This is a genomic window from Algiphilus aromaticivorans DG1253 (genome assembly GCF_000733765.1).
GTDB lineage: Bacteria > Pseudomonadota > Gammaproteobacteria > Nevskiales > Nevskiaceae > Algiphilus > Algiphilus aromaticivorans.
On the sequence record NZ_JPOG01000001.1, the window covers coordinates 2,766,748 to 2,792,378 of the forward strand.

A 25,631-nucleotide genomic window follows, 5' to 3' on the forward strand; every position below is an offset into this window, starting at 1 on the left:
GGCTGTTCCACAAGAGCTAACCCATGATCAGCGAGCAGCTTCTGCACGCCGTCCAGGACATCGCCCGCGATGCCGGCAACGCCATTCTTTCCGTCTATCACACCGACTTCCAGGTCGAAGACAAGGCCGACAAGTCGCCGCTGACCGAGGCTGATCTGACGGCACACCGCATCATTGGCGCCGGCCTGCGCGCGCTGGAACCGAGTCTGCCCATCCTCTCCGAGGAAGGCAGCGACGCCGAAGCCGAGGACCGGCGCAGCTGGTCGCACTTCTGGCTGGTCGACCCGCTCGACGGCACCAAGGAGTTCGTCAACCGCAACGGCGAGTTCACGGTGAACATCGCGCTGATCGAGGACGGCGAGCCGGTACTGGGCGTCGTGCACGCCCCGGCTCTGGGCACGAGCTACATCGCCGCGCGCGGCATCGGCGCCTTTCGCGAGGACAGCGAGGGTCGGCGCCCGATCGCCACGCGCAGCGCTCCCGAGCGACCGGCCTTCGTCGTCAGCCGCTCGCATCGCGACGAGGCGCTGGAGGCACTGCTCGCGCGCCTGCCCGAGCACGAGGCGGTGAGCACCGGCAGCTCGTTGAAGTTCTGCCTGGTGGCGGAGGGCGTTGCCGATCTCTATCCGCGCACCGGCCCGACCAGCGAATGGGATACCGGCGCCGGACAATGCGTCGCCGAGATTGCCGGCGCGCGGGTACTGCGCCTGCCCGACCTCGGACCGATGCGCTACAACGAGCGCGACACGCTGCTCAATCCGGGTTTCGTCGTCATCGGCGATCCCGCCGCAGCCTGGGCGGATCAACTGGGCGGATGAGCGTCAGCGGCGACGCGCGGCCGATCGGCATCTTCGATTCCGGCATCGGCGGGTTGTCGGTCTGGCGCGAGATCGCCGCACAGCTGCCCGCCGAGCCCTGCATCTACGTCGCCGACCAGGCGAAAGTGCCCTACGGCCCGCGGCCGGCCGCCGAGATCCTGACGCTGGCGCTGCGCGTGGTCGACTGGCTGCGCGCGCGTGACTGCAAGCTGATCGTCGTCGCCTGCAACTCGGCCTCGGCCGCTGCCCTGCAGCATCTGCGCCGCGCGCACCCGGAGCTGCCCTTTGTCGGCATGGAACCGGCCATCAAGCCGGCTGCGGCGCTGTCCCGGTGCCGCATCGCGGGCGTGCTCGCGACGCCGGCCACGCTGACCGGCGAGCTCTATCGCTCGACGGTGGCCCGCCACGCCCAGGACATGCGCATCATCGCCGAGGGCTGCCCCGGGCTGGTCGACGCCATCGAGGCCTGCGCCGACGACGACGCGCTGCGCGCACAGCTCGACGGCTTCGTCGCGCCCGCGCGCGATGCCGGTGCCGATGTCATGGTCATGGCCTGCACCCACTATCCGCTTGTGCAGCACCTCATCGCACCACTGTGCGGCGCACAAATGCAGCTCATCGACCCGGCACCTGCAGTGGCGCGTCAGACCGGCCGGCTGCTCGACGCACACGCGATGCGCGCACCGGCTGGCGGACCGGTAGGCTCCCGATTTTTCACGACGGGCACCGATGGGAACCGCATGACACGCGCGGCGCGCCACTGGCTCGGCCACGATCTCGACGTGAGGCTGCTACCGGAAGGCGAACTCAGCTCAGCGCGAAGCGCGCATTGACCTCGGCGAAGTCGCGCGCCTGCGGATGGGCATCGGCCGGCTCCGCGCTGGTATCGCGCAACAGCTGGCAGGTCTGCATATCGGCGGCGGCGGCGGCGTCCAGCTCCGCGCCGATATCGGAGAGAAAGAGAATCTCCGAGCCCGCCAGACCGATCTGGCTGCAGATCGCCGCATAGGAAGCGACCTCCTTCTTGCCCCCTACTCGGGTATCGAAGAAGTCGGAGAAATAGCCGCAGAGATCGCCCGCCACGGAGTGGCCGAAGATCAGCTTCTGCGCCGCCACCGAACCCGAGGAATAGACGTAGAGCGCCAATCCACGCGTGTGCCAGGCGTGCAGCCACTCGGGGGTATCCGGATAGACGTGACCGTGCAGGCGGCCCTCGGCGTAGCCCTGCTGCCAGATCATGCCCTGGATGGCCTTCAGCGACGTCGCCTTGCGGTCGGCATCCATCCAGGCCAGGAGTTCCGCGGCCACCGCGTCGGGCTCCGGCGCGCAGCCGGCCTCCTCCGCAACCGCCTGCATGTGCGCCAGCACCTCGGGCTCCTCGGTATGCGCGCGCAGAAAGGCGTACATCCGCTCGCGAGCGTAAGGGAAGAGGGTGTCGTGAACGAAGGCGATCGAACTCGTGGTGCCCTCAATGTCCGTAAGGATGGCTCGAATCATGTGCGCTCCGGCGCTGGCTTCGGGTTGCCTTTGCCCGACGCTGGCTGCCCCCAGGGGGCGCGTATGCCTTGACCGTTGCTCAAGCGGCCGCTTCGATGTCATCCATGCGCGGAAAGCGCTCGGCGATATCGCTACCGGTGAAGTTGGCGACCCATCCTTCGGGCGTAGTGAACAGGCGGATGGCCTTGAGATGGGGCTCCGCGCCCATGTCGAACCAGTGCGTCATGCCGGCCGGCACCGAGATCAGATCGCCGCGGGTGCAGTACACGGCAAAGACGCGTCCATTCACGCGCAGGTAGAACAGCCCCTCGCCCTCCACGAAGAAACGCACCTCGAAATCGTCATGCGTGTGCTCGTGCAGGAACTTGTCGCGCAGCGCCTGCTTCTGCGGGTGGTCGGCCGTCAGCGCGATGACATCCATCGTGCGGAAACCGAAGCGCTTCATCAGGCCGTCAATGGGCTCGCGGTAGGCCTCGATGATCTCGTCCTGCGACGAATCGGCGTCCAACGGCTGGGTCGCTTCCCAGCGCTCGTAGAGCACGCCGATGCTGTCCAGCTCGCGCTGGATGGCCTGCGGATCCCGCAGCGTGCGCTCGGCGCGGTGTGGATTGTGTTCGGAAAAGATGGCAAGACTGGTCATGAACTGCGGTGTCTCCCCGGTTGGGACTGCCATTGGCAGTCGAACAGGAATTCGAGCGCTTCGACGCGATACCGGGCTTGCGGGACGTCCTGCCCCCAAGCGTAGAGGCCGTGGCCACGGATCAGGAATCCCTGGTGTCCGCAACCATCGGCGAAGGCCTGCTCTACGACCGCGGCCAGACGCGCAATGTTCTGGTCGTTGTCGAAAACCGGTATCGCGACGCTCGTTTTATGTGTGGTGATGCCTTCCAGAATCTTCAACAGCTCGTAATCCGCGAGCTGAATGTCGTCGAAAGCCCGCGACAGTAGCGTCGCGGGCACAGAATGTGTGTGCAGGACCGCACCGACCGCCGGGAAATGCCGGTAGACCGCGCAGTGCAGCAGAGTCTCGGCAGAGCTGGGGCGATGCGCTTGTTGCGGCGTGCCCTCGCCGTCCACGACCAGGAAGTCAGCTGGCGTTAATTCGCCCTTGTGGCAGCCGCTGGCCGTCATCAGGAAGCGGTCCGATCCGATGCGGGCCGAGAAATTGCCGCCGCTGGCCGGGACCCAACCGCGCTGATGCAGCAGATGGCCCGCGCTGATGAGCGCGTCGGTGATTGCAGCAACATCCACGTACAGCACCCTCCGATAGCAGCAGCGGTCAGCGGTGGCGAAGCCTAGGCGGGCCAGATTGCGATCTCAAGACCACGAGGTGTCATTTCGATGCCGGACCGCTCGTGCTTGACCGCTCCGGAACCATGCAAGGCAGCGCCGGGCCGCAGAACCTGCATTGGCGGTGATCAAGTCGGGGGATTTTGGACTGCGTGCGACTCTGCGATCGCATCGTGGTGTTGCCAAGCGCCCCGGAGGCCGACAACTCCATCCGGGTCAGTCCAGCGTTCCGGGAGCCTTGGCCGACAGCGCCGCTCCCTTCAATGCTTCGCCGCCAGGGGTGGGCACTTGCGACGCTAAGATCCCCACCGCTCGCAAAACTGTTCGCCACCTTGTGGGGCGCAGACTCGCAACGCTAGATCCCCAGCTTCGCTGGGGCCCAATTCGAGAACTCCGTACCCCTTCAACGCTTTGCCTCTAGGGGGTAGCCACTCGCGACGCTAAGATCCCCACCGCTCGCACAACTGTTTCGCCAACTTGTGGGGCGCAGACTCGCGACGCTAGATCCCCAGCTCCGCTGGGGCCCCTCCACGCTGCTCGCTGCGCTACTTAATCTTGGCTTCCTTGAAGGCGACGTGCTTGCGGACTACCGGGTCGTACTTGCGGAATTCAAACTTGTCCGGCGTGTTCTTCTTGTTCTTGGTCGTCGTGTAGAAGAAGCCGGTGCCGGCGGTGGACACCAGGCGGATCTTCTCGCGATCCTTCTTGGTCTTGGCGGCCATGGCTTAGACCTTCTCGCCGCGTGCGCGGATGTCGGACAGCACCGACTCGATGCCGCTCTTGTCGATCATGCGCATACCCTTGCTGGAAACGCGCAGCTTGACGAAGCGCTTCTCGGCTTCGACCCAGAAGCGATGCGTATGCAGATTGGGCAGGAAGCGCCGACGCGTGTGGTTGTTGGCGTGCGAGACGTTGTTGCCGACGATCGGACGCTTGCCGGTAACTTGGCAGACTCGGGACATGGAAACCTCGGATCAGGGCGGACCGGTGGGTCCGCTGACGAAAGAGCGCGGCTTTATAGCAGAAGCCCGGATTCCTGACAAGATTGCGCGCACTCAAAGCCAGCCGCGTTCAGCGAAACTGACGCAGTCATCGCCCACCACAAAGTGGTCCAGGACGCGGATCTCGACGGTGCGTAGCGCGGCGATCAGGCGCTCGGTCAGGTCGCGGTCGGCCGCCGAGGGCTCGGCCACGCCGCTGGGGTGGTTGTGCGCCAGGATGACCGCCGCGGCGTTGTGCGCCAGCGCGGTCTTGACGACTTCGCGCGGATAGACGGCCGCCGCGTCGATGGTGCCCCGGGCCAGCACCTCGAAAGCCAGCACACGGTGCCGGTTGTCGAGCAGCAGGAGACCGAAGAGCTCGCGCGGCTCGTCCCGAAGCCGTGCCTGCAGATAGCGCCGCGTCTGCAATGGGTCGGCCAGCGCATCACCGCGCTGCATTTCCTCAGCCATATGCCGCCGCGACAGCTCGACCACAGCCTGCAGCTGCGCGTATTTGGCGTCGCCCAGCCCGCGCGCGCTGGAGAAGCTGGCGCGGTCGGCAGCCAGCAAGCCGCGCAGCCCATTGAAACGCGCGATCAGCTCGCGCGCCAGATCCAAGGCCGAGGCGCCGGCCACCCCCGTGCGCAGAAACACCGCCAGCAGTTCGGCGTCGGACAGCTTTTCTGCACCCAGCGCCAGCAACTTCTCCCTCGGCCGCTCGCCTTCCGGCCAGTCGCGTATAGACATCCGACTCTCCCCCGACACCCTGACACCTAGGCTAGCGCGCCCCCGGGTGGCTTCTCCAGACCCGGCGCACGCTCGCGCTGCGCTACCATCGCGCCATGTCGCAGCCCAGTCTTGCCGGTCGTCGCATCCTGCTCGGGGTCAGCGGCGGCATCGCGGCCTACAAATCCGCCGAGCTCGTGCGTGGCCTGCGCGCAGCAGGCGCGCAGGTACAAGCCGTGCTGACCGCCGGCGGCGCGCGCTTCATCACGCCCGTGACGCTGCAGGCGCTGTCCGGCCATCCGGTGCGGCAGAGCCTCTGGGACGAGAATGCCGAGGCCGCCATGGGCCACATCGAGCTGGCGCGCTGGCCGGACGCCGTTGTCATCGCCCCGGCCTCGGCCAACGTCATGGCGCGGCTCGCGTCCGGCATGACCACGGACCTGCTGTCGACGCTCTGTCTGGCCAGCGACCGGCCGCTGCTGCTGGCGCCGGCCATGAACCGGCTGATGTGGGCGCATCCGGCGACGCAGGCCAATCTCGCCACACTGAAGCAGCGCGGCGCCACCGTGGTCGGCCCCGATGCCGGCGACCAGGCCTGCGGCGAAATCGGCGAAGGGCGCATGAGCGAGCCCACCGCGATCATCCAGGCCATCGGCCAGCTGCTCGGTGCCGGCAGCGGCCCGCTCGCCGGCCGGCACGCCGTCATCACAGCCGGGCCGACGCGCGAGGCCGTCGACCCGGTGCGCGTGCTGACCAACCGCTCCTCCGGCCGCATGGGCTTCGCGGTGGCGAGCGCGCTGGCGCGGGCCGGCGCGAATGTGACGCTGATCGCCGGGCCGGTGACCCTGGAGACACCGCCCGGCGTGACGCGCGTGGATGTGGAATCGGCCGCCGACATGGCCGAGGCCGCCAGCCGCCACGCCGCCGGCGCCGATCTCTTCGTCGGCTGCGCGGCCGTGGCCGACTACCGCCCGGCTGACACCCGCGCGCAGAAGATCAAGAAGCACGACGAGTCGCTGTCACTGGCGCTGGCGCGCACCGAGGACATCCTGCAGCGCCTGCGCGCCGAGCAACCTGAGCTGTTCATGGTCGGCTTCGCCGCCGAGACCGAAAACCTTGCCGACAACGCCCGCGACAAGCTCGAGCGCAAGGGCCTGCAGATGGTGGCCGGCAACCTCGTCGGCGACGGCCGCGCCTTCGACCGCGACGACAACACCCTCACCCTCTACACCGCCGCGGGCGAGCAGCCGCTGGGCAGCGGCGCCAAGACCGAGCTGGCCGAGCGTCTGGTCGCCGCCGTCGCCGAGGCCTACAACAAGCACAACAAGCCATGACCGAGATCGAAATCCGCGTGCTTGACGCGCGCGCCACCATTCCCGAGCCCGCCACCGCCGGATCGGCCGGCTGTGATCTGCGCGCGATTCTCGACGCACCGCTGACGCTGCCGCCCGGCACCACCGAGCTGCTGCACACCGGCCTGTCGATCCACATCAAGGACCCCGGCCTGGCGGCGATGATCCTGCCGCGCTCGGGGCTGGGTCACAAGCACGGCATCGTGCTGGGCAATCTCGTCGGGCTGATCGACTCCGACTACCAGGGCGAGCTGATGGTCTCCTGCTGGAACCGCGGCAACGCCGAATTCACCATCGAGCCGGGCGAGCGCGTCGCGCAGCTCGTCATCGTCCCCGTCGTGCAGGCGCATTTCCGCCAGGTCGAAGCCTTCGGCGACAGCCTGCGCGGCGACGGCGGCTTCGGATCCTCGGGGAGGCAGTGATGGCACTGAATGCCGATGCGGCCATGCAGGTCGCCCGCGTTCTCACCGAGGCGCTGCCCTACATCCGGCGCTTCGCCGGCGCCACGGTCGTGGTCAAGTACGGCGGCAACGCCATGGAGAACCCGCAGCAGGCGACCTCCTTCGCGCGCGACATCACGCTGATGAAGCTGGTCGGCATGCATCCCGTCGTCGTGCACGGCGGCGGCCCGCAGATCGGCCAGCATCTGGAGCGGCTGGGCATCGCCTCGCGCTTCGTCAACGGCCTACGCGTCACCGACGCCGAGACCATGGAGATCGTCGAGATGATGCTCGGCGGCCACGTCAACAAGGCGCTGGTCGCGGCCATCAATCAGCAGGGCGGCCGCGCCGTCGGGCTGACCGGCAAGGACGGCGGCCTGATCCGCGCGCGCAAGATGCCGAGCGAGGAGGACATCGGCCAGGTCGGGGAAGTCGAGGCCATCGATCCGGCCGTCATCACGCATCTGGAGGCCGGCGGTTTCATCCCGGTCATCGCGCCGGTAGGCGTGGGCGAGGACGGCGCGTCCTACAACATCAATGCCGACACCGTCGCCGGCAAGATCGCCTCCGTACTCAAGGCCGAGAAGCTGATGCTGCTGTCGAACATCCGCGGCGTGCTGAGCGCCGACGGCGAGCTGCTCACCGGCCTGAAGACCGAGGAAGTCGACCGGCTGATCGCCGACGGCACCATCCACGGCGGCATGCTGCCGAAGATCGCCTGTGCCCTGGATGCCGTGAAATCGGGCGTGCGCGCTGCGCACATCGTCGATGGCCGCGTCGAGCACGCCGTGCTGCTGGAACTGTTCACCGACGAGGGGGTCGGCACCCTGATCAAGCCCTGAGCGGGTGCTCACAAAACTACTGCGCTCGGCACCTTGGCTCTGTCCGGTGCTCAAGATGCTCATGTATTGATCAATACACCGCGCGCTCTGCGCTCCGGGCAAAGCCAATCTGCCTTCGCTCGCTACGTTTTGTGGGCACCCTTAAGGGGAGCAGCTTCAGTAGCCGGCCCCCTTCTCGGGGCCGTCGGCCAGATAGCCGTCGACCGTCTCGCGCACGAAGGCGGCGTCGGCCTCGGCCTCGAATTCGCGTTCCCCGTCAGCGATGGCCTGCGCGCGCCGGAACAACGGCCGGAACAGCCCGGCCTGATCGACGCGCGACTTGAGGTGAATGCGCCCGCGCTCGGCGAGCAGCTCATCCCAGTAGCCACGCACCAGCTTCCAGAATTCCGCGGTGGCCTGCCAGTAGGCGTCACCGTCGGAAAAGTCATAGTCGGTGATGCGCTCGTAGCGCGCGATGCCGTATTCCCTTGCCACGCGTTTCTCGATCTCGCCCAGCGCACCGACCACGACCTTCTCGTTGTGCTCCTCCTGCACCCAGCCGGTGGGCAGCACGACGTGCCGATTGGTGCCCACCAGCGCGTCGTAGTCGTCGCGTACCGAATACTCGCGCCGCGGCAGCGGCCGCCAGGTTTCGTCGCCCTTCCACGCCGAGAATTCCGGCTCGTGACGCCAGCGCCCCCAGGCCGCGTAGCGCGGCGAGTCGTCGACCTGCCAGACGGTCTGCAGCCAGCGACCCTCGCGCGCATCCTTGTCGACGGTCTCCCGCCGCCAGGTGTTGGCGCCGCGGTAAACGTGTGCGGCCTCGGCCTCGTAGCGCCAATCCTGACGCCAGTGCTTCTGCACGAAGGGTCCCTGCAGCTCGCCGTCGTCGTCGACGAAGGACATGACGAGGATGTGCTGCAGGGCGATATGCTCACCCTCGTCGGCGACTACGTAGACGTGCTCGGTGGCCCAGCTCTGGTAGGGCGCGGGCGGCTCGTAGCCGGCCTGATAGCCCACCACCTCCAGGAAATCGAAGCTGACGCGGTAGGGACCCGCCATGGCCAGAATGGCGCGCCGGTCGCGCTCGAAGGCCGACAGGTCCTCGGCCTGCAGGCGCCGGAAGTCGGCACTCGGCTCCTGCAGCAGATCGACCGGCGGCCCCTTCGTGCTGCCACCGCGCGGCTGCATGGCGTCATCCGCCTCGAAGGGCCAGGAGAAGGTGTAGCGGCCTCCGATTTCTCCACCGCTCGCATGTAGAACGAAGGTGGGCAGAAGGAGGGCAAACAGAGCCAGGCTGAACTTCGACTTCATGGACGATCACTCCCGGTGGAGGAAAGAGTGCATGGCATCGCGGTGACCTTCGCTTCCGGCACACCACCATCGACGCCAGGGCACTCGGTCAGGAGAAGGCAATCGCAACGCAGCGACACGATCCTGATCCTATCAGTAATGCGTCTCATTAACTAACATCCATCCTCTCTCTAACCTGCACCCCTCAACCCGCGCGAGTACCCTGTCAGCAACTGAAGCAGGGGCGCTGACCGGTCATGGATACACCAGCTCGCTACTCGGGACTTTCGATTCTCAATCACTGGATCGCGGCGATCCTCACCTTCATCATGCTCACCCTGGGACTGATGGCGGATAAGGCGCCAACAGATGCCATAGAGAACTACGTGATGGAGGTCCACATCGCGCTCGGCTTCTTCGTCCTGATCGTGGTGCTCTGGCGGGTGGGTTTCCGGATACTGCAGGGTTTTCCGCCAAAACCCGAGGCAGGCGTGCTTGAGCGGCGCGTGGGCGGCCTGGTCCACCGGCTACTGCTGATAGCGATACTCGTGCAGGTCGTATCCGGACCGCTCTACCTGTTCACCGAAGGCGAGGGAATGGACGTATTCGGCTGGTTCCAGTTCTACATCCCGCTGAGCAGTCTCTCGGCGATCCACGAGCCGGTCGAGGAAATTCACAAGATCACGGGCAACTGGATACTGCCGGCCCTGATCGGCATCCATTTCGTGGGCGCCCTCCACCACTACTTGGTCCGCCGGGGTAGCGCCACGGTTACCTGAGCCGAAGCCGAAGAAACGCCGCAGCAAGTGTACGGCAGTGATTTCCCTGTGATCTGAATCCAGAGAAGACTTGCGGTCGCTGCCTGATTGACAGCGCGCTGGAAAACGCTAGCCCTGCGGTAGCACGTAGAACAGCACGGCGAAGTAGTGCAGCACGCTGCCGGCGAGCACGAAGAGATGCCAGATGGCGTGGTGATAGCGCAGGCTCTCCATGGCGTAGAACACCACGCCGCCGGTATAGGCGAGCCCGCCGCCGACCAGCAGCCAGAGACCGGCAGGCGGCAGCGCTTCCAGCAGCGGTACGGCCGCAACCACGCCGCACCAACCCATGGCGATATAGATCAGCAGGGACAGCTTCTCGAAGCGGCCTGTGGTGAACAGCTTGAAGCCCACCCCGAGCGCAGCCAGGCTCCAGACGGTCGCGAACAGGGACCAGCCCCAGGGACCGGCCAGCGTAATCAGCGTGAAGGGGGTATAGGTGCCGGCGATCAGCAGATAGATCGAGGCGTGGTCGATCACGCGCAGCACCGATTTCGTCGCCGGCAACGGGATGCTGTGATAAAGCGTGCTTGCGGTGTAGAGCAGGATCAGCGTGCCGCCGAAGACGGCGCTGGCGACGATGTCCACTGTGCCGCCATTCAGCGCCGCGAAGGCGACCAGCACGCAGAGCCCGACGATGGAAGCCAGCACGCCCAGGCCATGCGTGACGCTGTGCGCGATCTCCTCGCCGAGGCTGTAGAGATTGCCCGCCGGGCCGGATTCCTCGGGAGGTTTCGTCATGGCCTCATATCTTGCACGAGGCATGCCCAGGCTGTGGCCCTCAAGCGGTCGCCGTGCCGTAGCGCGCCTGGTAGTCGCGCATCGCCGTCAGCGCCTCGGGCGCGATGCCGGCGTCGGCCAGATGCGTCATGACCTCGGCGACGGTCACCAGCGGCACGACGCGCAGGCCGAGTTCGGCTTCGGCCTCTTCCACCGCCGAGGCCACGCCGGCGCCGCGCTCCTGCCGGTCGAGGGCGATCATCGCCGCCACCGGCTCGGCACCGGCCTCGCGCAGCAGCGCCACCGACTGGCGCAACGCCGTGCCGGCGGTGAGCACGTCGTCGACGATGACGACGCGCTTGCCAGCCGGATCGGCACCCACCAGGGTGCCGCCTTCACCGTGATCCTTGGCTTCTTTGCGGTTGTAGGCATAGCCGAGATCGAGCCCCTGCCCGGCCAGCGCGGTGGCCATGGTCGCGGCCAGCGGGATGCCCTTGTAGGCCGGGCCAAAGAGCAGGTCAGCGTCCAGACCGGCGTCACGGTAGGCCGCGGCATAGGCCTCAGCCAGCCGCGCCATGGCGCCGCCACCGGCAATGGCGCCGATGTTGAAGAAATAGGGGCTGCTGCGACCGGATTTGAGCGCGAATTCGCCGAAGCGAAGCACGCCGGCATCCAGCGCCAGACGGATGAAATCGATCTGATAGGGCTTCATGAGGCCGTCGTCGCAAGAGAGTGGCTACACTGCCGGGCCGCCATTGTCGCGAAAAAGCTCCGTGCGCATCGTCACTCTCAACTGCAACGGCCTGCGCGCTGCCGCGCGCAAGGGATTCTTCGACTGGCTACCGGCCTCGGGTGCCGACGTCGTCTGCCTGCAGGAAACGCGCATCACGCGCGAGCAGCTCGACGCGCATCCGGATGCCCATCCGGACGGCTGGCGTGTGCTTCTCAATCCGGCCAGCCGGCCCGGCTACAGCGGCGTCGGCTTCTACCTCGCGCGCGAGCCCGACGCGATCTTCGATCAGCTCGGTGACGCCACCTTCGACGACGAGGGCCGCTATCTGGAGGCGCGCTACGGCAATCTCTCGGTGGTGAGCATGTACCTGCCCTCCGGCTCGGCGAAGTCCGAGCGCCAGGACGAGAAGATTCGCATCCTCGAATGGCTCACACCCATCCTGCGCGAGTGGCACGCCTCCGGACGCGAGTACATCGTCTGCGGCGACGTCAATATCGCGCATACCGAGCGCGACCTGAAGAACTGGCGCGGCAACCGCAAGAATTCGGGCTTCCTGCCGGAAGAGCGCGCCTGGCTCGACACCGTCTTCGACGAGCTGGGCTGGGTCGACACCTTCCGCTCCCTGCACCCGGAGGCCGAAGGCGAGGCCTACACCTGGTGGTCGCAGCGCGGTCAGGCCCGCGCCAAGAACGTGGGCTGGCGTATCGACTACCAAATCGCCACTCCCGGCGTGGCAAAGACGCTACAGGCCATGCATGTGCATACCGCCGACAACCTCTCCGACCATGCGCCGCTGATCGCCGACTACGACTGGCCGCCGGAGCCAGCGACTTGAGCGAAAGCGGCGCGCCGCATCGCGGCTGGCGCGCGGCGCTGGGTGTCTACGCGCACCCGCGCGTGGCGACGATGACGCTGCTCGGCTTCTCGGCCGGACTACCGCTGCTGCTGGTGGGCGGCACCTTCTCGGCCTGGCTGTCGGATCTGGGCGTCGCCCGCACGGCCATCGGCTTCCTGTCCTGGGTGGGGCTGGCGCACAGCCTGAAGATCTTCTGGGCGCCGCTGGTTGACCGCCTGTCGATCCCGCTGCTGACACGCTGGCTCGGCAAGCGCCGCGCCTGGATGCTGGCCGCGCAGCTGACCATCGCCGGCGCGCTGCTGGGCATCAGCCTCACCGATCCCACCGAGGCATTGGGCTGGGTGGCGGCCTGGGCCGTGCTCGCGGCCTTCGCTTCGGCCTCGCAGGATGTGGCGGTAGACGCCTACCGCATCGAGGCCGTCGGCGACGATCTGCAGGGCGCGATGGCAGCGACTTACGTCTTCGGCTATCGCGTGGCGTTACTCGCCGCCGGCGCGGGCGCGCTGCATCTGGCCGATATCGGCAGCTGGTCGGGAGCTTACGCTGGCATGGCGGTGCTGACGCTGGTCGGAATCGTCACCACGCTGGCCGTGCGTGAGCCGAAGGTCGCGCGAGACAGCGGCACCGAGGAAACGGAATCGCGCGTGCTCGCCTTCCTGGAGACGACGCGCAGCCGCGGCGCCTGGCGCGACCTGCAGGCGTGGTTCATCGGCGCGGTGGTCTGCCCCTTCGCCGAGTTCTTCACGCGCTGGCGCTGGCAGGCCGTTCTGCTGCTGCTGCTCATCGGCACTTTCCGCATCAGCGACATCTTCATGGGGGTGATGGCCAATCCCTTCTATCTGGAGCTGGGTTTCTCCAAGAGCGAGATCGCCAACGTCGCTGCCGCCTTCGGGCTGGCGGTGACGCTGGCCGGCGCCGCCGTCGGCGGGCTGCTGGTGGCACGCTTCGGCATTCCGCGCATGCTGGTGGCCACGGCGCTGTTGGCGCCGATCACGAACCTCGTCTTCGTCTGGCTGGCGGGCCTGGGCGCCGAGATCTACGGGCTGGTAGCGGCCATCGTCGCCGACAATCTTTCCGGCGGCATGGCGATCGCGGTCTTCATCGCCTTCCTGTCCTCGCTGACGCGCGCCGGTTATACGGCCACGCAGTACGCGCTGTTCAGCTCGCTGATGACCCTGCCCGGCCAGTTCGCCGGCGGCTTCTCGGGTTGGCTGGTGGACATCATCGGCTACGCCGGCATGTTCCTGACCTCGGCCGCGCTGGGCATCCCGGCCATCCTGCTGGCGCTGTGGTACTGGCGCGTCACGCTGACGGCTAAAGCCACGGATGAAGGCGCGCTTTAGCCACAGATTGCACAGATTCTCAAGATGGCTGTCTGTATGGCGGCGAGGAAATCGCCGCCTACAGAGCCCCTTAATAATCAGTACCCATCTGTGTAATCTGTGGCTCTAAAAGCGCCGCGTTACTTTGCAACGCTCAGTGGATGTTCTGATCCAGGCGATCGAGCGGGCTGTCCCAGCGACCGGCGCGCGGCACGTCGGCGACGCCGTCATCGACGTCCTCGCGCGTGCACCCCATGGCGTTGGTCCAGTCCTCGGGCGGCGCGATGGGCTGTGCTCGCAGCTCCATCCAAGCGTCGAAGTCGAATTCCTCCAACTCGCCGTCGAAGTGCTGGATCAGGACGACCTCGTTATCGACGTCGATACCGATGACCTCGATCGGGCCATGGCCCATGTCGTACCAGTGCCCGATTTCCAGCTCACGCATCCAGTCGGCCATGCTTGCCTCCCGTCGGCACCGAGGGCGATGCCGTTCAAGCTGCATGCTTCCGGTTATAGACCCGGTGCGCTTGGCTGACAAGACGGCCGCCCCCGGCACGCCGACAAGCGGCTGAATCGGCCGGAAATCGAGCCGAAAAGCCAGAATCCGCTTCAAGCGGATGGGCTTGCGTCCGGTACTGCCAAGCGAAAACGCCTCGAACCCCGCTCAGGGACAGGGATTCGGATAGCGCTGATGAATCGCCTCGATGCCCTTCAGCACCTTGCCGGACAGGCTGACATCGGCGCTGGCGATGTTGGTCCTGAGTTGCTCCATGCTGGTGGCGCCGATGATGTTGCTGACCACGAAACCGCGGCTGTTCACATAAGCCAGCGCCATCTGCGCCGGGTCCAGACCGTGGCTCTTCGCCAGCTCGACATAGTCGCGGGTGGCGGCCTCGGCGATCTCGCCGCTGTAGCGCGAAAAGCGTTCGAAGAGCGTCAGGCGCGCGCCATCGGGCTTCTGCCCGCCGAGGTACTTGCCCGACAGCACGCCGAAGGCCAGCGGCGAGTAGGCCAACAGACCGACGTCGCTACGATAGGCGAACTCGGCCAGGCCGATCTCGTAGCTGCGATTGAGCAGGCTGTAGGGGTTCTGTACCGACACCACCCGCGGCCAGTCGTGGCGCTCGGCCAGGCGCAGATACTCCGCCAACCCCCAGGGCGTCTCGTTGGAGATGCCGACGTAGCGCACCTTGCCGGCCTCGACCAGCTCGGCGAGCGCGCCCAGGGTCTCGTCGATCTCGGCGGCGTCCTCGTCGGTGCGGTGCTGATAGCCGAGCTTGCCGAAGAAATTGGTGGCACGGTCCGGCCAGTGCACCTGGTAGAGATCGATGAAGTCGGTCTGCAAACGTTGCAGGCTGTGCTCGCAGGCCTCGACGATCTGCTGCCGGGTCAGCCGCGGGCCGCCGCGGATCCAGTCCATGGCGGACTTGCCGGTGACCTTGGACGCCAGCACGACCTCCTCGCGCCGGCCGCTGCGCGCCAGCCAGTTGCCGACGATGCTTTCGGTGGCGCCCTGCGTCTCGGCTTTAGGGGGCACCGGATACATTTCGGCGACGTCTATGAAGTTGATGCCCTGATCCAGCGCGTAGTCGATCTGCTCGAAGGCTTCCGCCTCGCCGTTCTGCTCGCCCCAGGTCATGGTGCCGAGGCAGATATGACTGACTTCCAGATCGCTGTGGCCTAGTCGACGATATTCCACGAAGCTGCTCCCAATATGCGGGCGCGCCGGGCGGCCAGCTGCTCGACCGCCGGACGCAGAATGAGCTCGATAGCCAGGGGTTGCTGAGGCCCCGGCACGACGATGGTATCCGCCCGACTCATGAAGGCGCCGGGAATGCGCGACAGCCAGTCGCTGAAATCGGCGCGCGCGCGTCCCTGCGGCGCGAAGCGCACCACGATCACGCTCTCCTCGGCGCTGGGGATCTCGGGCGTCATGAAAGGATTGGCGACATCCACCAGCGGCACGCGCTGGAAGTTGATGTCGGTGCGCGAGAACTGCGGCGAGATGTAGTGCACATAGTCCGGCATGCGCCGGAGGATGGTGCGCGTGACCTCCTCCGGATCGTGGCCGCGCTCGCCGGTGTCGCGACGGATCTTCTGGATCCATTCCAGGTTGACGATGGGCGCCACGCCGATGAGCAGATCGACGTGCTGGGCAATGTCCAGCTCCTTGGTCACCACGCCACCGTGCAAACCCTCGTATACCAGCATGTCGGTATCCGGCGGCAGCGGCTCCCACGGCGTGAAGGTGCCCACGGCCTGCCCGGCGCTGATGGCTTCGGAGTCCGTATGCAGGTAGTGCCGGATCTGGCCGCTGCCGTCGCGGCCGTAGCTCGCGAACAGCGCCTCCAGCTTGTCGAGCAGATTGGCCTGCGGCCCGAAGTGCGAGAAATTCTCGCCGCGGATGCGCGCGCGCGACACGGCGGCGGCCATCTGATCGCGGTCGTAGGCGTGGAAGGCGTCGCCCTCGACGAAAGCCATGTTGATCCCGAGCTGGTGCGACACGCGCTCGAAAGCCTGCGTGAAGGTGCTGGTACCGGCGCCGCTTGAGCCGGTAACAGCGATGACCGGATGGCGCTCAGACACGGCGGAAATCCAGATCGAAGACGTCGTGCCCGCGCGCGATGCCGCGCTGCTCGAAATGCGTAGGTGGCCGCGAGTCGGGGCGCGGGGCGTAGCCATCGCCGGCGGCGTTGGCCAGTCCGGGCGCTTCGCCGCAAACCGCCAGCATATGCTCGGCGTAGTCCGCCCAGTCGGTCGCCAGCTGCAGACGCCCGCCGTGCATCAGCTTGCCGGTGAGCAGCGTCAGGAAATCGGGCCGGATCAGCCGGCGCTTGTGGTGGCGCTTCTTTGTCCAGGGGTCGGGAAACTCGATGATGCAAGTGTCTATGCTCTGCGCTGGCATGGCGGCAAGGAACTCCACGCCGTCACAGCGCGCCACGCGCAGATTGTCGACGCCTTCGGCCTCGGCGCGCCGCATCAGGCGCCCGACGCCCGGGCGGTGCACCTCGATGCCCAGGTAGTTGCGCTCGGGGTCGCGCTGGGCACGCCAGAGCGTGGCCTCGCCGTTGCCGAAGCCGATCTCGAGCACCAGGGGCGCCGGCCGCACAAAACGCGCCTGCACGTCACCGGCGCTGTCCAGCCCGACGCCGTATTGCGGCCACAGGCGCTCCAGCGCCTGCGCCTGCGCGGGGGTGATGCGGCCCTCGCGCAGCACGAAGCTGCGCACGCGCCGCGGATGCAGCACGGCGCTGGCCTCGGGCGCGTTCTGGCTCACCGCGACACGCCCTCCTCGGGCGAGGAGGCCGAGGCGAAGCGCCGGCGCGCCATGCGGCCGGCCAGGAAGGCCTCGCGGCCGGCTTCCACACCAAGCTTCATCGCACGCGCCATGCGCACCGGGTCGCGCGCCTCGGCGATGGCCGTGTTCATCAGCACCCCATGGCAGCCCAGCTCCATGGCGACGGCGGCGTCCGAAGCCGTGCCGACACCGGCGTCGACCAGGATCGGCACGGTGGCCTGCTCGATGATGGTCATCAGGTTGTAGCGGTTCTGGATGCCCAGGCCGGAGCCGATGGGCGCCGCAAGCGGCATCACCGCCACGCAGCCGGCCTCCTCCAGGCGCTTGCACATCACGGGATCGTCGCTGGTGTAGGCCATCACCTCGAAACCCTCGGCGACCAGCGTCTCGGCGGCGGCGAGCGTGGCCGGAACATCGGGATACAGCGTGGTGCGATCACCGATCACCTCCAGCTTCACCAGAGAATGACCATCAAGCAATTCGCGCGCCAATCGGCAGGTGCGCACAGCCTCGTCGGCCGTGTAGCAGCCCGCCGTGTTGGGCAGGATGGTGAAGACATCCGGCGGCAATGTGTCGAGCAGATTCGGCTCGTCGGGCGATTGGCCGATGTTCGTGCGGCGCAGCGCCACGGTAACGATCTCCGCGCCGGAGGCGTCGATTGCTGAGCGCGTCTGCTGCGCGTCGCGGTACTTGCCTGTGCCCACCAGCAGCCGCGAGCCGAAGCGGCGGCCGCCGACGATCAGCGGATCCTCGGGCTCGGCGGCGCCGCCACCGATGGCGCGCACGATCTCGAACTGATCGCCTTCGGCGACCCGGGTGGCCTCGTACTGCGTGCGCGGCAGGATGGCGCCGTTGTGCTCGACAACCACGCGCTGCTCGCCCTGGCCGAGCTCGTCGAGCAGCCTGGCGACGGAAATGCCCGCGCTCGCCTCGTGCGATTCGCCATTGAGCGTGATGGAAATCCTGCCTGCAGTCATCGATGCACCCGGGTTTCGGCCAGCCGGGCATGATAACCGAGCACCGCCAGCCGCCGGCAGCCCTTCCGCAGGCGGCCCTTGACGGGCCACCCCTTCGCGCGCTGCGCGCGAGTGGCTACGATCAGAGCGTTCGTGGGCGTAGCTCAATGGGCCGAAGGCATTGCCTTCGGCGGCTGGGCCAGGGATGGCCCAGCCCGGGTCACTTAATGAGCGCAGGAAGCGCGAATTTAGTGACTGCGGCCAAGCGGCACCGCGTTACAATCAGGCTGTATTGGCGGGTGTAGCTCAATGGGTCGATCGCGAAGCGATCGACGGGCGAGCCAGGAAGGCTCGGCCAGGGTCACTTGGCGAGGCCCGGATGGCCGAGCTTAGTGACCGCGGCGAAGCGGCACCGCGTTACAATCTGACGCGATAGGCGGGTGTAGCTCAATGGGCCGAAGGCATTGCCTTCGGCGGCTGGGCCAGGGATGGCCCAGCCTGGGTCACTTGATGAGCGCAGGAAGCGCGAACTTAGTGACTGCGGCCAAGCGGCACCGCGTTACAATCAAGCTGTGTTGGCGGGTGTAGCTCAATGGTAGAGCAGAAGCTTCCCAAGCGTGCGACGTGAGTCGCGAGGTAGCTGACCTATCAGCACGAGGCGAAAGCCGAAGACTGATGAAGCAGCCTTGAAGGGTTCTAAGCGAGGTCGCCTAGAACACATCAGCGGCGTAAGCCGTGCAGGAAATTGTTGGATGGCCATCGCCAGATGACCTGCCCAACCCGGTGTTCAGCCACCGGTAGCCTAGGAACGGTGCGGGACTGGTAACGGTCCGGTGCTAAGCGTTCTGACAACGTAACTCCCCACGGGGGCGCCTACCCCGCGAGGGGTTGGCGTGCATCGATTGGCGCAATCGATTCGGTGCTAGGCTGGGTTGCAGGGTTAACGCAAGTGAACCGTCGTTAAACGTCGTGAAGCTACATGGATCTGCGCCGTGCGTTCGATCCATTCACCGGAGCAGGCGGCTTGCTGCTTGCCACCGGGAGCGGTCGGTTGTGCTGTTGCTTGGTCGGCACACGCTGACATGAGTACCGCCGGCGAAAAGACGGAACCCTAACCACCCTGTTTCCTGTACGGAACACGGTAAGCCCAATGCGGTGTTCCCTTGGGAACAAGTCGTGTCGTAAGATACGATGCATCCGCAGTGGGTAAAGGATCGTGGAGAAAGCGAATGCCCGGCTGTAATGGTCGGGATACGGGGTTGAAATGATGACCCCCGCCGAAAGGCGTGCCCACTTCCACGTGGTGGCCTATCGCTAGATAGGTCTGTACCCACCTCCCTGAGGGGCGAATACACTTCCCCTCAGGGGCGCAGTGTGTCCGTCTCCTTCAGGGGTCTCGGGCGGGTGTAGCTCAATGGTAGAGCTTCTGGTTCCCAACCAGATGACGAGGGTTCGATTCCCTTCACCCGCTCCATGTCACCAAAGGAGGTTGATATGGACGCAGTGGATTCCGCTTGCGATGTCGCCTCCACCGAATGGCAATGCTGGTCCGATATTGACTGGGCTCAGTGTTTCCGCACGGTCAGGAGGTTACAGACTCGTATAGCGAAGGCGGCATCGGCCGGCGATTGGCGGAGTGCAAAACGGCTCCAACGGTTGCTGACCAACTCAACGGCAGGTAAGGCTGTAGCGGTCCGTCGAGTTACCGAGAACCGCGGTAAAGCGACGCCGGGCGTGGACAGGGAAACCTGGTCTACCCCTTCGTCAAAGTGGCAGGCAGTCAGTGCGCTCCGGCGCAATGGTTACCGGCCACAACCTCTGAGGCGTGTCCACATTCCCAAGAGCAACGGGAAGAAGCGTCCTCTGGGCATTCCGACGATGAAGGACCGAGCAATGCAAGCGCTGTACTGGCTTGCGCTCGACCCAGTCTCGGAAAGCACAGCGGATCTCAACTCGTACGGTTTTCGGCCCCATCGGTCCACAGCGGACGCGATTCAGCAATGCAAGACAGCGCTGAGTCGTGAATGCTCGCCGAAATGGGTTCTGGAAGCCGACATCAAGGGATGCTTCGACAACATCAGCCACGACTGGCTCATCCGCAACGTTCTTGTGGACAAGCAGATGCTCCGAAAGTGGCTGAAGGCGGGATTTGTCGAAAAGGGATGCCTCTTCCCCACCGAAGCTGGAACCCCACAGGGCGGGATCATCTCGCCCACGCTGGCCAATCTGACGCTGGACGGTCTGGAACCACTCCTCCGGGAGCGCTTCAAGTCTAGAAAGCTGAAAGTGCGGCTGGTCCGATACGCGGATGACTTCATCGTCACCGGTAGTTCGCGAGAGCTATTGGAGCGTGACGTCACCCCGGTCATCGAGTCCTTTCTGGCTGAGCGCGGCCTTACGCTCTCGAAGGAAAAGACCCGCGTGACACACGTCGAAGAGGGTTTCGACTTCCTAGGTTGGCATGCCCGATGGCTCCGCGAGGGACTGACGGTCGTGCCCGCCAAGCGCAATCGCGCAGTGTTCTACGGCAAGGTTCGGGACTCAGCACGAACTATGCGGACGGCTAAGCAGGAAGATTTAATCTCCCGGCTGAACCAGATCCTCCGGGGCTGGGCTCAGTACCATCAACCCGTAGCAGTTCGCGACACGTTCCGGCAGCTGGATCACCAGATCTGGTACGCCTTATGGCGCTGGGCGAAGCGGCGACACCCCAATAAGGGCCGCAGATGGATCAAGAAGCGGTATTTCTCGACCATCCACGGCCGTGACTGGAGGTTCGCCGTCGATGACCGTCAGCTTGTTCTTCTGTCCGCATTCCATTACCGAATGCACAAGAAGATCAAAGCTGAGGCCAACCCCTACCTGCCGCAATGGGAGTCTTATCTGCTCAGCCGACTCGGCTGGAGGATGGGCCAAACTCTGCGCGGCAAAGGGAAACTGCAGTGGTTGTGGAAACAGCAGGAGGGGCGCTGCCCCATCTGTCGCGCACCGATCACTCCGGACACTGGATGGCATCTACATCACAAGGTCCGGCGGGTCGATGGCGGCACGGACGATACGTCCAACCTGCTGCTACTCCACCCCACTTGCCATCGGCAGGTGCACTCGCGCTGGAACGGCGAAAGCACCGATGCGCTGAACGGGGAACCGGAAGGTTCTCACGCCGCCGCCCTTCTCAAAGAGCTGGGTTAGTGGCTGCTTGAGCCCAGTGCGCGGAAACGTGCACGCTGGGTTCTTAGGGGGGAGGGCGACCGCGAGGTCGCCCTCCTACCCGACTTACGACGAGGGTTCGATTCCCTTCACCCGCTCCAGATTCGGCCCGCGGCACCCGTCCTCAGGGGCAGGCCGCCGCCTCACCCTCCAGCCGGAAAGCAGAAGACACCCCCTCGTAGGCCCCGCCCGGCTCCGCTACACCACTGTGGCGGAGCCGGTAGCGCCCCGCCGGAGCATCCGCCGGTACATGCCAGACCGCTTCCAGCGTCGACGGCCCCGTCGGTGGCACGTCCAGTGGTAGCGGCACCGCAGCTGCGGGCTCCCAGCGGAAGCGCAGCTCCGGGTCGCGATCACGCGCAACGGTTTCCCAACTGCCGTCGGCGGCCTCGCGCTCGACAAGGACATAGCTGCCGCCCAGCCGCAACTCGTTGCGCGGATGTCCGGCCTGGAAGCGGGCGCGCACGATCTCTCCGCGCCCGGCCACCTCGGGAACGTCGGCCACCACGCTGCCGAAACCCTCACCCGCCGGCAGATCGGAGGCCACATAAGACGGCCGGCGCAGCACCGGCACCGGGCGCGGGAAATCCGGCCCGGCCGCGATATCGTCACCGTCGCGCATCGACAGCGCCAGCCGGCGCGTCTCCTGCTGCACGGCAGCGAGGCTCCAGGGGCCGTAGACCGTTGAGGCCCCCTCGTACTGCTGACTGGCGTATTCAGCGCGGGTCGTCAGATAGTGCGTGTAGTCATTGACCAGCCCGGCGACGACGACGCTGTCGACGCCGACCGGGGCCAGTGTTTCCAGCATCAGCCGGCGCAGGCGACGCCCGGACATGGTGGTCACTTCCCAGGGCAGCCCGAGGATGGCCAGATTGCCGACGCGCAAGATCTGGAAGGGCTCCACCGGCGTCTCGAAGTTGAGGCTGGGCCCCAGAAGCTCAAGAATGCGCTCCGGCAGGCCACCCGCAGACTCGCCGAGGTTGAGCGGCAGCAGCACCGGCTTCTCGGCGTGACAGCCCATGCCCAGCAACGGCAGCTGGTCGAGGTTGCAGAGCAGCAGCGCCGACACCGTCTCCAGCGGCAGCGCCAGCTCTGTCAGGCCGGCGAAATCCTCGGCGACGGCTTCCAGCAGAGCCGGGTCGGCATCGCACGACAGGCCCTCATCACTGATCGGCCCCGGCCCATCCTCGGCACCGGCCGGGAAGGAGACACCGAGAGCAGCGTTGCAGGTGCGCTTGTCGGCGCTGTCGAGTTCGGGCGGGTGTTCCAGCGCCGCGAGCACCGCCTCGTCGGTGACGGCAACATCGTTCATGCGCACGTGCGTAAAGCGGTAGTCGACCGGCCCGCGCAGCGGCGCGCCGCCGGCCTCCCACAGCTCTATGGCGCGCGCCAGATGCTTGGTGCCGGAGATGGCGGTCGACTCGTACACGGTCTCGCCGCCACCGCGCGCCGGGTCCGGATGCGGGAATTCCTCGATGAAGATGTTGGGCGAGGCATCGCCCGAATCAGCCTGGGCGAAGGCCGCAACGAAGGGCGCCTCGGCATCCGGCACGGCGGGACCGGCCCCCATCAGACGCTCGAAGCCCAGCGCTGCGAAACCCTTCATGTCCGGGCTGACGAGATCGGCTTCCGGTCCGACGATGGTCGGATGCACCGCGAACCAGTTGATGATGCCGGCAGGTGCGCCGTCGGCGCGGTGCAGGTTGAGCTGCAGCATGCGCTTGTTGACGTCGACCTCCTCGCCGCGCTGGTTGACGAAGGCAGCGCGCTCGGCCGCGCTGTTGCGCGCATAGGCGGGCTTGGAGCGGTTGATGTTGGTATCGCGCAGCGCACCGTCGGCCAGGTGGATGGGCGCGGGCTCCGGATGCGCTTCGATGTCGTCGTGCGCACGGCCGATGGCTGCCACGATGCCGTCGACGATGGTCTCGTGCACCAGCGCGTCATAGCCGAGATGCAGCGCATTGCCGGCCTCGACGTGCGCGTAGCCGGCCGGGCCGTTGTGCGTGTGTGTGGCCGAGAGCATGACGTTCTCGGCACCGTAGTGCGCGGCCAGCTCGGCATCGGCGGCCAGGGCGTCGAGCACGCCGCTGCGCAGCGAGCCCCACATCAGGCCGATATCGGCCGAGACGAAGACCGCGCGCTTGCCGTTGCAGGGTGAAGCGAAGACGAAAGCGCGTGCGAACTGGCGCTGATGAATGCCGCGCATGACCTGCGTCGGGTCCTCCCAGCCGGCACCACTCTTGTTCGCCGCCGGGCCGGTGATGTCCTGCAGGCCGCGACCGACGCGGAAGCGCGCGTTCTCGCGGCAGGCGCCGTCGGCCTCGCCGACCGGCGCCGGCGGCGAGACGTCCAGCGGCGCGCCGGGCGCGTCGCGCCCCGCTCCGACTTCACTCAGCGGGTTGTCCAGCACGCAGCGCACGGCAGTGCTGTCCAAGGACTCACCAACGCCGGGTACGTCACTGCCGCCGCAAGCGGCGAGGACAACAGCCGCCAGCGCGGCGATAGTAGCTTTGCGTAAATGGCTCATTTCTTTGGGGTCCGGACTATCGGGTGAGTCTATGCGGCGCGCCACGCAATGACAGTCGTCCTTATGCAGGAGCCTGTCAGCTTTCTGCCATGTTGTGCGGGCAGAATCTGAACAGCGCTGCGTAGTTGCCCGTGCGGCACCGTTATCGGCTAGGATGCGGAGTAGATAGAGGCCCCACGCCATGTCGTTACCATCGATACTGAAACTCGATGTCGGCGGCTTGCCGGTCGGCTGGATCGACTGGCAGACGGCCGCCACGCTCTATGCCCGCAACCGCGTTTGCTGGGAGACGGGTGAGGAGCGTTTTGTCATTCGCGGCGGCATCAATGCCGAGGGCGTGCAGTCGCGCCTCGAGATCGGTTCCATCGTCGCGGTCGCCGACCGCTCGCACCGCTTCGAGCGCGGCATACCGCTGCTCAACAATCGCACCCTCTTCCAGCGGGACGAGAATCTCTGCCTGTATTGCGGCAGGCAGTTCCCGCCCGGCCAGCTGACGCGCGACCACGTCGTGCCCGTCTCGCGCGGCGGCGACAACGTCTGGGAGAACTGCGTCACCGCCTGCCGGCGCTGCAATCAGGCCAAGGACGATCGCACGCCCGAACAGGCCGGCATGAAGCTGCTGGCGGTACCCTTTACGCCGAATCTGGCCGAATACCTGATCCTGCAGAATCGACGCATCCTCGCCGATCAGATGGACTTCCTGCGCACTTTCGCACGCCGCGCGCGCGATGCGCGCGGCCACTGACACCGGCTCCCGTCAGTCGCCGGCGCGACGCAGCGCCTCCAGGTCGCGGTCGAAATCGGCCAACGTGTCAGGCAGTACTGCGCCGATCTGCTCCAGCGCACGTTTGTAGCCACTGGCGGCCGCTCCACCAGCAAATATCGGCACGCCGGGCTGGAGCTGCGCGCGCAGCCGCAGCAACTGGGCCGGCAAGCGCGTGTCGTCGGCCGGGTAGGCAATGGACAGCGCCACCGCCCGTGCCCGCGTCAGATCGGCGGCGAAGGCGATCTCGTCGGCCGGCAACATGGGGCCGAGATACATCACCCGCCAGCCGGCGCGCGCGGCGATCACCGCCGCCATCAGAGCGCCCAGCTCGTGCGTCTGCGACGACGGTGTGGTCACGAGCAGGGCAGGCCCATCGCTGAGCGTGGAAGCCTGCGCCAGCACCTCACCGAGAAAGGAGCGCAGGTGCGCCGAGGCAAAATGCTCGTGGCAGGCGCGCATGCGCCCCATGCGCCAGCGCTCGCCGATGGCCGTCATCAGTGGCTGAATGACTTCCTCCATGACCACCGGCGTCGACTGCACCGCCGTCGCACGCTCCATGACCTGCACGAAGCCGGGCCCGTCCAGTCGCGCCACCGCGTCCATGGACAGCTTCACCAATTGCTCGACCGTGGGCGCCTCCAGCTCCGGCGGCTGCGCGACGCTGCGCGTACTCGGAATACCCTCATCCTTGAGCAGCTGCGACAGCTTCTCGTCGGGCAGATCGGCCACGTCACCGATGCGCCAGCCGGCCTCGGTGACGCGACGCAGCAGGCTCAGGCGATTGATCTCGGCGTCGGAGTACAGCCGCCGCGAGGTACCGGAACGCTTGGGCGCTACCGCCTGGTAGCGCTTCTCCCAGGCGCGGATGACATGCGTCGACAAACCACTCCGGCGCGCGGCGACTTGAATGGGGTGCTGGGGATGCTGAAGCTCTTCTTCCGTCATGACTGCGGGCTCTGTCTGACCAAATCGTTCGTTGCGAAATGTACCGACGGTGTTAGGGTTTCGTCGAAACTTTTCCGCTTTGTATCGGATACGTCCAGCTTCTTGTCAAATCCTAGTCGCGAGAGGAAGCGGCGACTGACCAGGATTGCTGACACCCTCCGAACTCACGCCATGCCACTGACTTGGATGCTCGGGCTCGGGGGGGGGATGCCGAGGGCAGCCGGAAAAGCCGGCGAGCTGCAATTGGCGGCATCAGTTATCCC

The 25,631-nt window shown here is 66.4% G+C and carries 26 protein-coding genes and 1 tRNA gene; 11 read left to right on the forward strand and 16 right to left on the reverse strand.

The features are described 5' to 3' along the window. Positions 1-23 precede the first annotated feature (23 nt). Together cysQ and murI are read left to right on the forward strand one after the other, a co-directional pair. Positions 24-818, forward strand: coding sequence for a 3'(2'),5'-bisphosphate nucleotidase CysQ (gene cysQ / locus U743_RS12890; RefSeq protein WP_043768813.1), 795 nt, complete (start codon positions 24-26; stop codon positions 816-818). Further along, on the forward strand, positions 815-1,651 hold the full coding sequence (gene murI, locus U743_RS12895) for a glutamate racemase (protein WP_043768815.1): 837 nt from the start codon (positions 815-817) through the stop codon (positions 1,649-1,651). Before cysQ ends, murI begins: the two co-directional genes overlap by 4 nt. Here murI and mtnC read toward each other — a convergent pair. The 6 genes from mtnC to radC form a co-directional block, all read right to left on the reverse strand. Beyond that, positions 1,626-2,315 (reverse strand): acireductone synthase, encoded by a 690-nt coding sequence (gene mtnC / locus U743_RS12900; protein ID WP_043768817.1) that lies wholly within the window; start codon positions 2,313-2,315, stop codon positions 1,626-1,628. The genes murI and mtnC overlap by 26 nt on opposite strands. A 79-nt stretch (positions 2,316-2,394) precedes the next feature. Continuing rightward, the gene (locus U743_RS12905; protein WP_043768819.1) at positions 2,395-2,955 is read right to left on the reverse strand and encodes a 1,2-dihydroxy-3-keto-5-methylthiopentene dioxygenase; all 561 of its coding nucleotides are present in this window, start codon (positions 2,953-2,955) and stop codon (positions 2,395-2,397) included. After that, a complete protein-coding gene (locus U743_RS12910) occupies positions 2,952-3,566 on the reverse strand; it encodes a methylthioribulose 1-phosphate dehydratase (protein ID WP_232226783.1) in 615 nt (204 codons plus the stop codon). Before U743_RS12910 ends, U743_RS12905 begins: the two co-directional genes overlap by 4 nt. Before the next feature lie 584 nt (positions 3,567-4,150). Beyond that, positions 4,151-4,327: a 50S ribosomal protein L33 gene (gene rpmG, locus U743_RS12915; RefSeq protein ID WP_043768821.1), complete on the reverse strand. Its 177-nt coding sequence runs from the start codon at positions 4,325-4,327 to the stop codon at positions 4,151-4,153. 3 nt (positions 4,328-4,330) lie between these two features. Continuing rightward, complete coding sequence (gene rpmB / locus U743_RS12920; RefSeq protein WP_043768823.1) at positions 4,331-4,567, reverse strand: 50S ribosomal protein L28; 237 nt, start codon at positions 4,565-4,567, stop codon at positions 4,331-4,333. Positions 4,568-4,660: 93 nt separating this feature from the next. After that, positions 4,661-5,332 (reverse strand): RadC family protein, encoded by a 672-nt coding sequence (gene radC, locus U743_RS12925; protein WP_043768825.1) that lies wholly within the window; start codon positions 5,330-5,332, stop codon positions 4,661-4,663. 95 nt (positions 5,333-5,427) lie between these two features. Here radC and coaBC point away from each other — a divergent pair, with 95 nt between their 5' ends. Genes coaBC through argB form a run of 3 tightly spaced genes read left to right on the forward strand, consistent with a single transcriptional unit; the run spans position 5,428 to position 7,945 of the window. Further along, positions 5,428-6,645, forward strand: a complete 1,218-nt coding sequence (gene coaBC, locus U743_RS12930; RefSeq protein ID WP_043768828.1) for a bifunctional phosphopantothenoylcysteine decarboxylase/phosphopantothenate--cysteine ligase CoaBC — start codon at positions 5,428-5,430, stop codon at positions 6,643-6,645. Next, complete coding sequence (gene dut / locus U743_RS12935) at positions 6,642-7,085, forward strand: dUTP diphosphatase (RefSeq protein WP_043768829.1); 444 nt, start codon at positions 6,642-6,644, stop codon at positions 7,083-7,085. Before coaBC ends, dut begins: the two co-directional genes overlap by 4 nt. Further along, positions 7,085-7,945, forward strand: a complete 861-nt coding sequence (argB, locus tag U743_RS12940) for an acetylglutamate kinase (RefSeq protein WP_043768832.1) — start codon at positions 7,085-7,087, stop codon at positions 7,943-7,945. Before dut ends, argB begins: the two co-directional genes overlap by 1 nt. A 156-nt stretch (positions 7,946-8,101) precedes the next feature. On the opposite strand, the gene U743_RS12945 is transcribed toward argB, so the two are convergent. Further along, a complete protein-coding gene (locus tag U743_RS12945) occupies positions 8,102-9,238 on the reverse strand; it encodes a DUF6607 family protein (protein ID WP_198022029.1) in 1,137 nt (378 codons plus the stop codon). A gap of 236 nt (positions 9,239-9,474) precedes the next feature. On the opposite strand from U743_RS12945, the gene U743_RS12950 reads away from it, so the two are divergent. Next, positions 9,475-9,996 carry a cytochrome b gene (locus tag U743_RS12950; protein ID WP_043768833.1) on the forward strand — a complete coding sequence of 174 codons (522 nt, stop codon included), beginning with the start codon at positions 9,475-9,477 and terminating at the stop codon, positions 9,994-9,996. Positions 9,997-10,104: 108 nt separating this feature from the next. Here U743_RS12950 and trhA read toward each other — a convergent pair whose 3' ends face one another. After that, positions 10,105-10,776, reverse strand: coding sequence for a PAQR family membrane homeostasis protein TrhA (gene trhA / locus U743_RS12955; protein ID WP_043768835.1), 672 nt, complete (start codon positions 10,774-10,776; stop codon positions 10,105-10,107). 40 nt (positions 10,777-10,816) lie between these two features. Then, positions 10,817-11,467 carry an orotate phosphoribosyltransferase gene (gene pyrE / locus U743_RS12960; RefSeq protein WP_043768837.1) on the reverse strand — a complete coding sequence of 217 codons (651 nt, stop codon included), beginning with the start codon at positions 11,465-11,467 and terminating at the stop codon, positions 10,817-10,819. Between the two features lie 61 nt (positions 11,468-11,528). On the opposite strand from pyrE, the gene U743_RS12965 reads away from it, so the two are divergent. Then, positions 11,529-12,323, forward strand: a complete 795-nt coding sequence (locus U743_RS12965) for an exodeoxyribonuclease III (protein ID WP_043768838.1) — start codon at positions 11,529-11,531, stop codon at positions 12,321-12,323. Beyond that, positions 12,320-13,687, forward strand: coding sequence for an AmpG family muropeptide MFS transporter (locus tag U743_RS12970; RefSeq protein WP_198022031.1), 1,368 nt, complete (start codon positions 12,320-12,322; stop codon positions 13,685-13,687). Before U743_RS12965 ends, U743_RS12970 begins: the two co-directional genes overlap by 4 nt. Before the next feature lie 133 nt (positions 13,688-13,820). Here U743_RS12970 and U743_RS12975 read toward each other — a convergent pair whose 3' ends face one another. The 5 genes from U743_RS12975 to thiS form a co-directional block, all read right to left on the reverse strand. Continuing rightward, complete coding sequence (locus U743_RS12975) at positions 13,821-14,123, reverse strand: DUF6763 family protein (RefSeq protein WP_043768840.1); 303 nt, start codon at positions 14,121-14,123, stop codon at positions 13,821-13,823. 207 nt (positions 14,124-14,330) lie between these two features. Further along, complete coding sequence (locus U743_RS12980; protein ID WP_043768842.1) at positions 14,331-15,365, reverse strand: NADP(H)-dependent aldo-keto reductase; 1,035 nt, start codon at positions 15,363-15,365, stop codon at positions 14,331-14,333. Further along, positions 15,347-16,252 carry a phosphoribulokinase gene (locus tag U743_RS12985; protein WP_043768843.1) on the reverse strand — a complete coding sequence of 302 codons (906 nt, stop codon included), beginning with the start codon at positions 16,250-16,252 and terminating at the stop codon, positions 15,347-15,349. Before U743_RS12985 ends, U743_RS12980 begins: the two co-directional genes overlap by 19 nt. Next, a complete protein-coding gene (gene trmB / locus U743_RS12990; protein WP_198022032.1) occupies positions 16,245-16,943 on the reverse strand; it encodes a tRNA (guanosine(46)-N7)-methyltransferase TrmB in 699 nt (232 codons plus the stop codon). Before trmB ends, U743_RS12985 begins: the two co-directional genes overlap by 8 nt. Then, a complete protein-coding gene (thiS, locus tag U743_RS12995) occupies positions 16,940-17,926 on the reverse strand; it encodes a sulfur carrier protein ThiS (protein ID WP_043772166.1) in 987 nt (328 codons plus the stop codon). The genes trmB and thiS overlap by 4 nt, the downstream gene beginning before the upstream one ends. Before the next feature lie 1,394 nt (positions 17,927-19,320). Between thiS and U743_RS13000 the strand changes: the two genes are divergently transcribed. Together U743_RS13000 and ltrA are read left to right on the forward strand one after the other, a co-directional pair. After that, positions 19,321-19,394, forward strand: a tRNA-Gly gene (locus U743_RS13000). Between the two features lie 20 nt (positions 19,395-19,414). Further along, positions 19,415-21,112, forward strand: a complete 1,698-nt coding sequence (gene ltrA / locus U743_RS13005) for a group II intron reverse transcriptase/maturase (RefSeq protein ID WP_052368134.1) — start codon at positions 19,415-19,417, stop codon at positions 21,110-21,112. Positions 21,113-21,254: 142 nt separating this feature from the next. Here the strand turns inward: ltrA and U743_RS13010 are convergent, their stop codons facing one another. Continuing rightward, positions 21,255-23,657: a neutral/alkaline non-lysosomal ceramidase N-terminal domain-containing protein gene (locus U743_RS13010; RefSeq protein WP_198022033.1), complete on the reverse strand. Its 2,403-nt coding sequence runs from the start codon at positions 23,655-23,657 to the stop codon at positions 21,255-21,257. A gap of 181 nt (positions 23,658-23,838) precedes the next feature. On the opposite strand from U743_RS13010, the gene U743_RS13015 reads away from it, so the two are divergent. After that, positions 23,839-24,402: an HNH endonuclease gene (locus U743_RS13015; RefSeq protein WP_043768846.1), complete on the forward strand. Its 564-nt coding sequence runs from the start codon at positions 23,839-23,841 to the stop codon at positions 24,400-24,402. 12 nt (positions 24,403-24,414) lie between these two features. Here the strand turns inward: U743_RS13015 and U743_RS13020 are convergent, their stop codons facing one another. After that, positions 24,415-25,368, reverse strand: a complete 954-nt coding sequence (locus U743_RS13020; protein ID WP_043768848.1) for a MerR family transcriptional regulator — start codon at positions 25,366-25,368, stop codon at positions 24,415-24,417. Positions 25,369-25,631 lie beyond the last annotated feature (263 nt).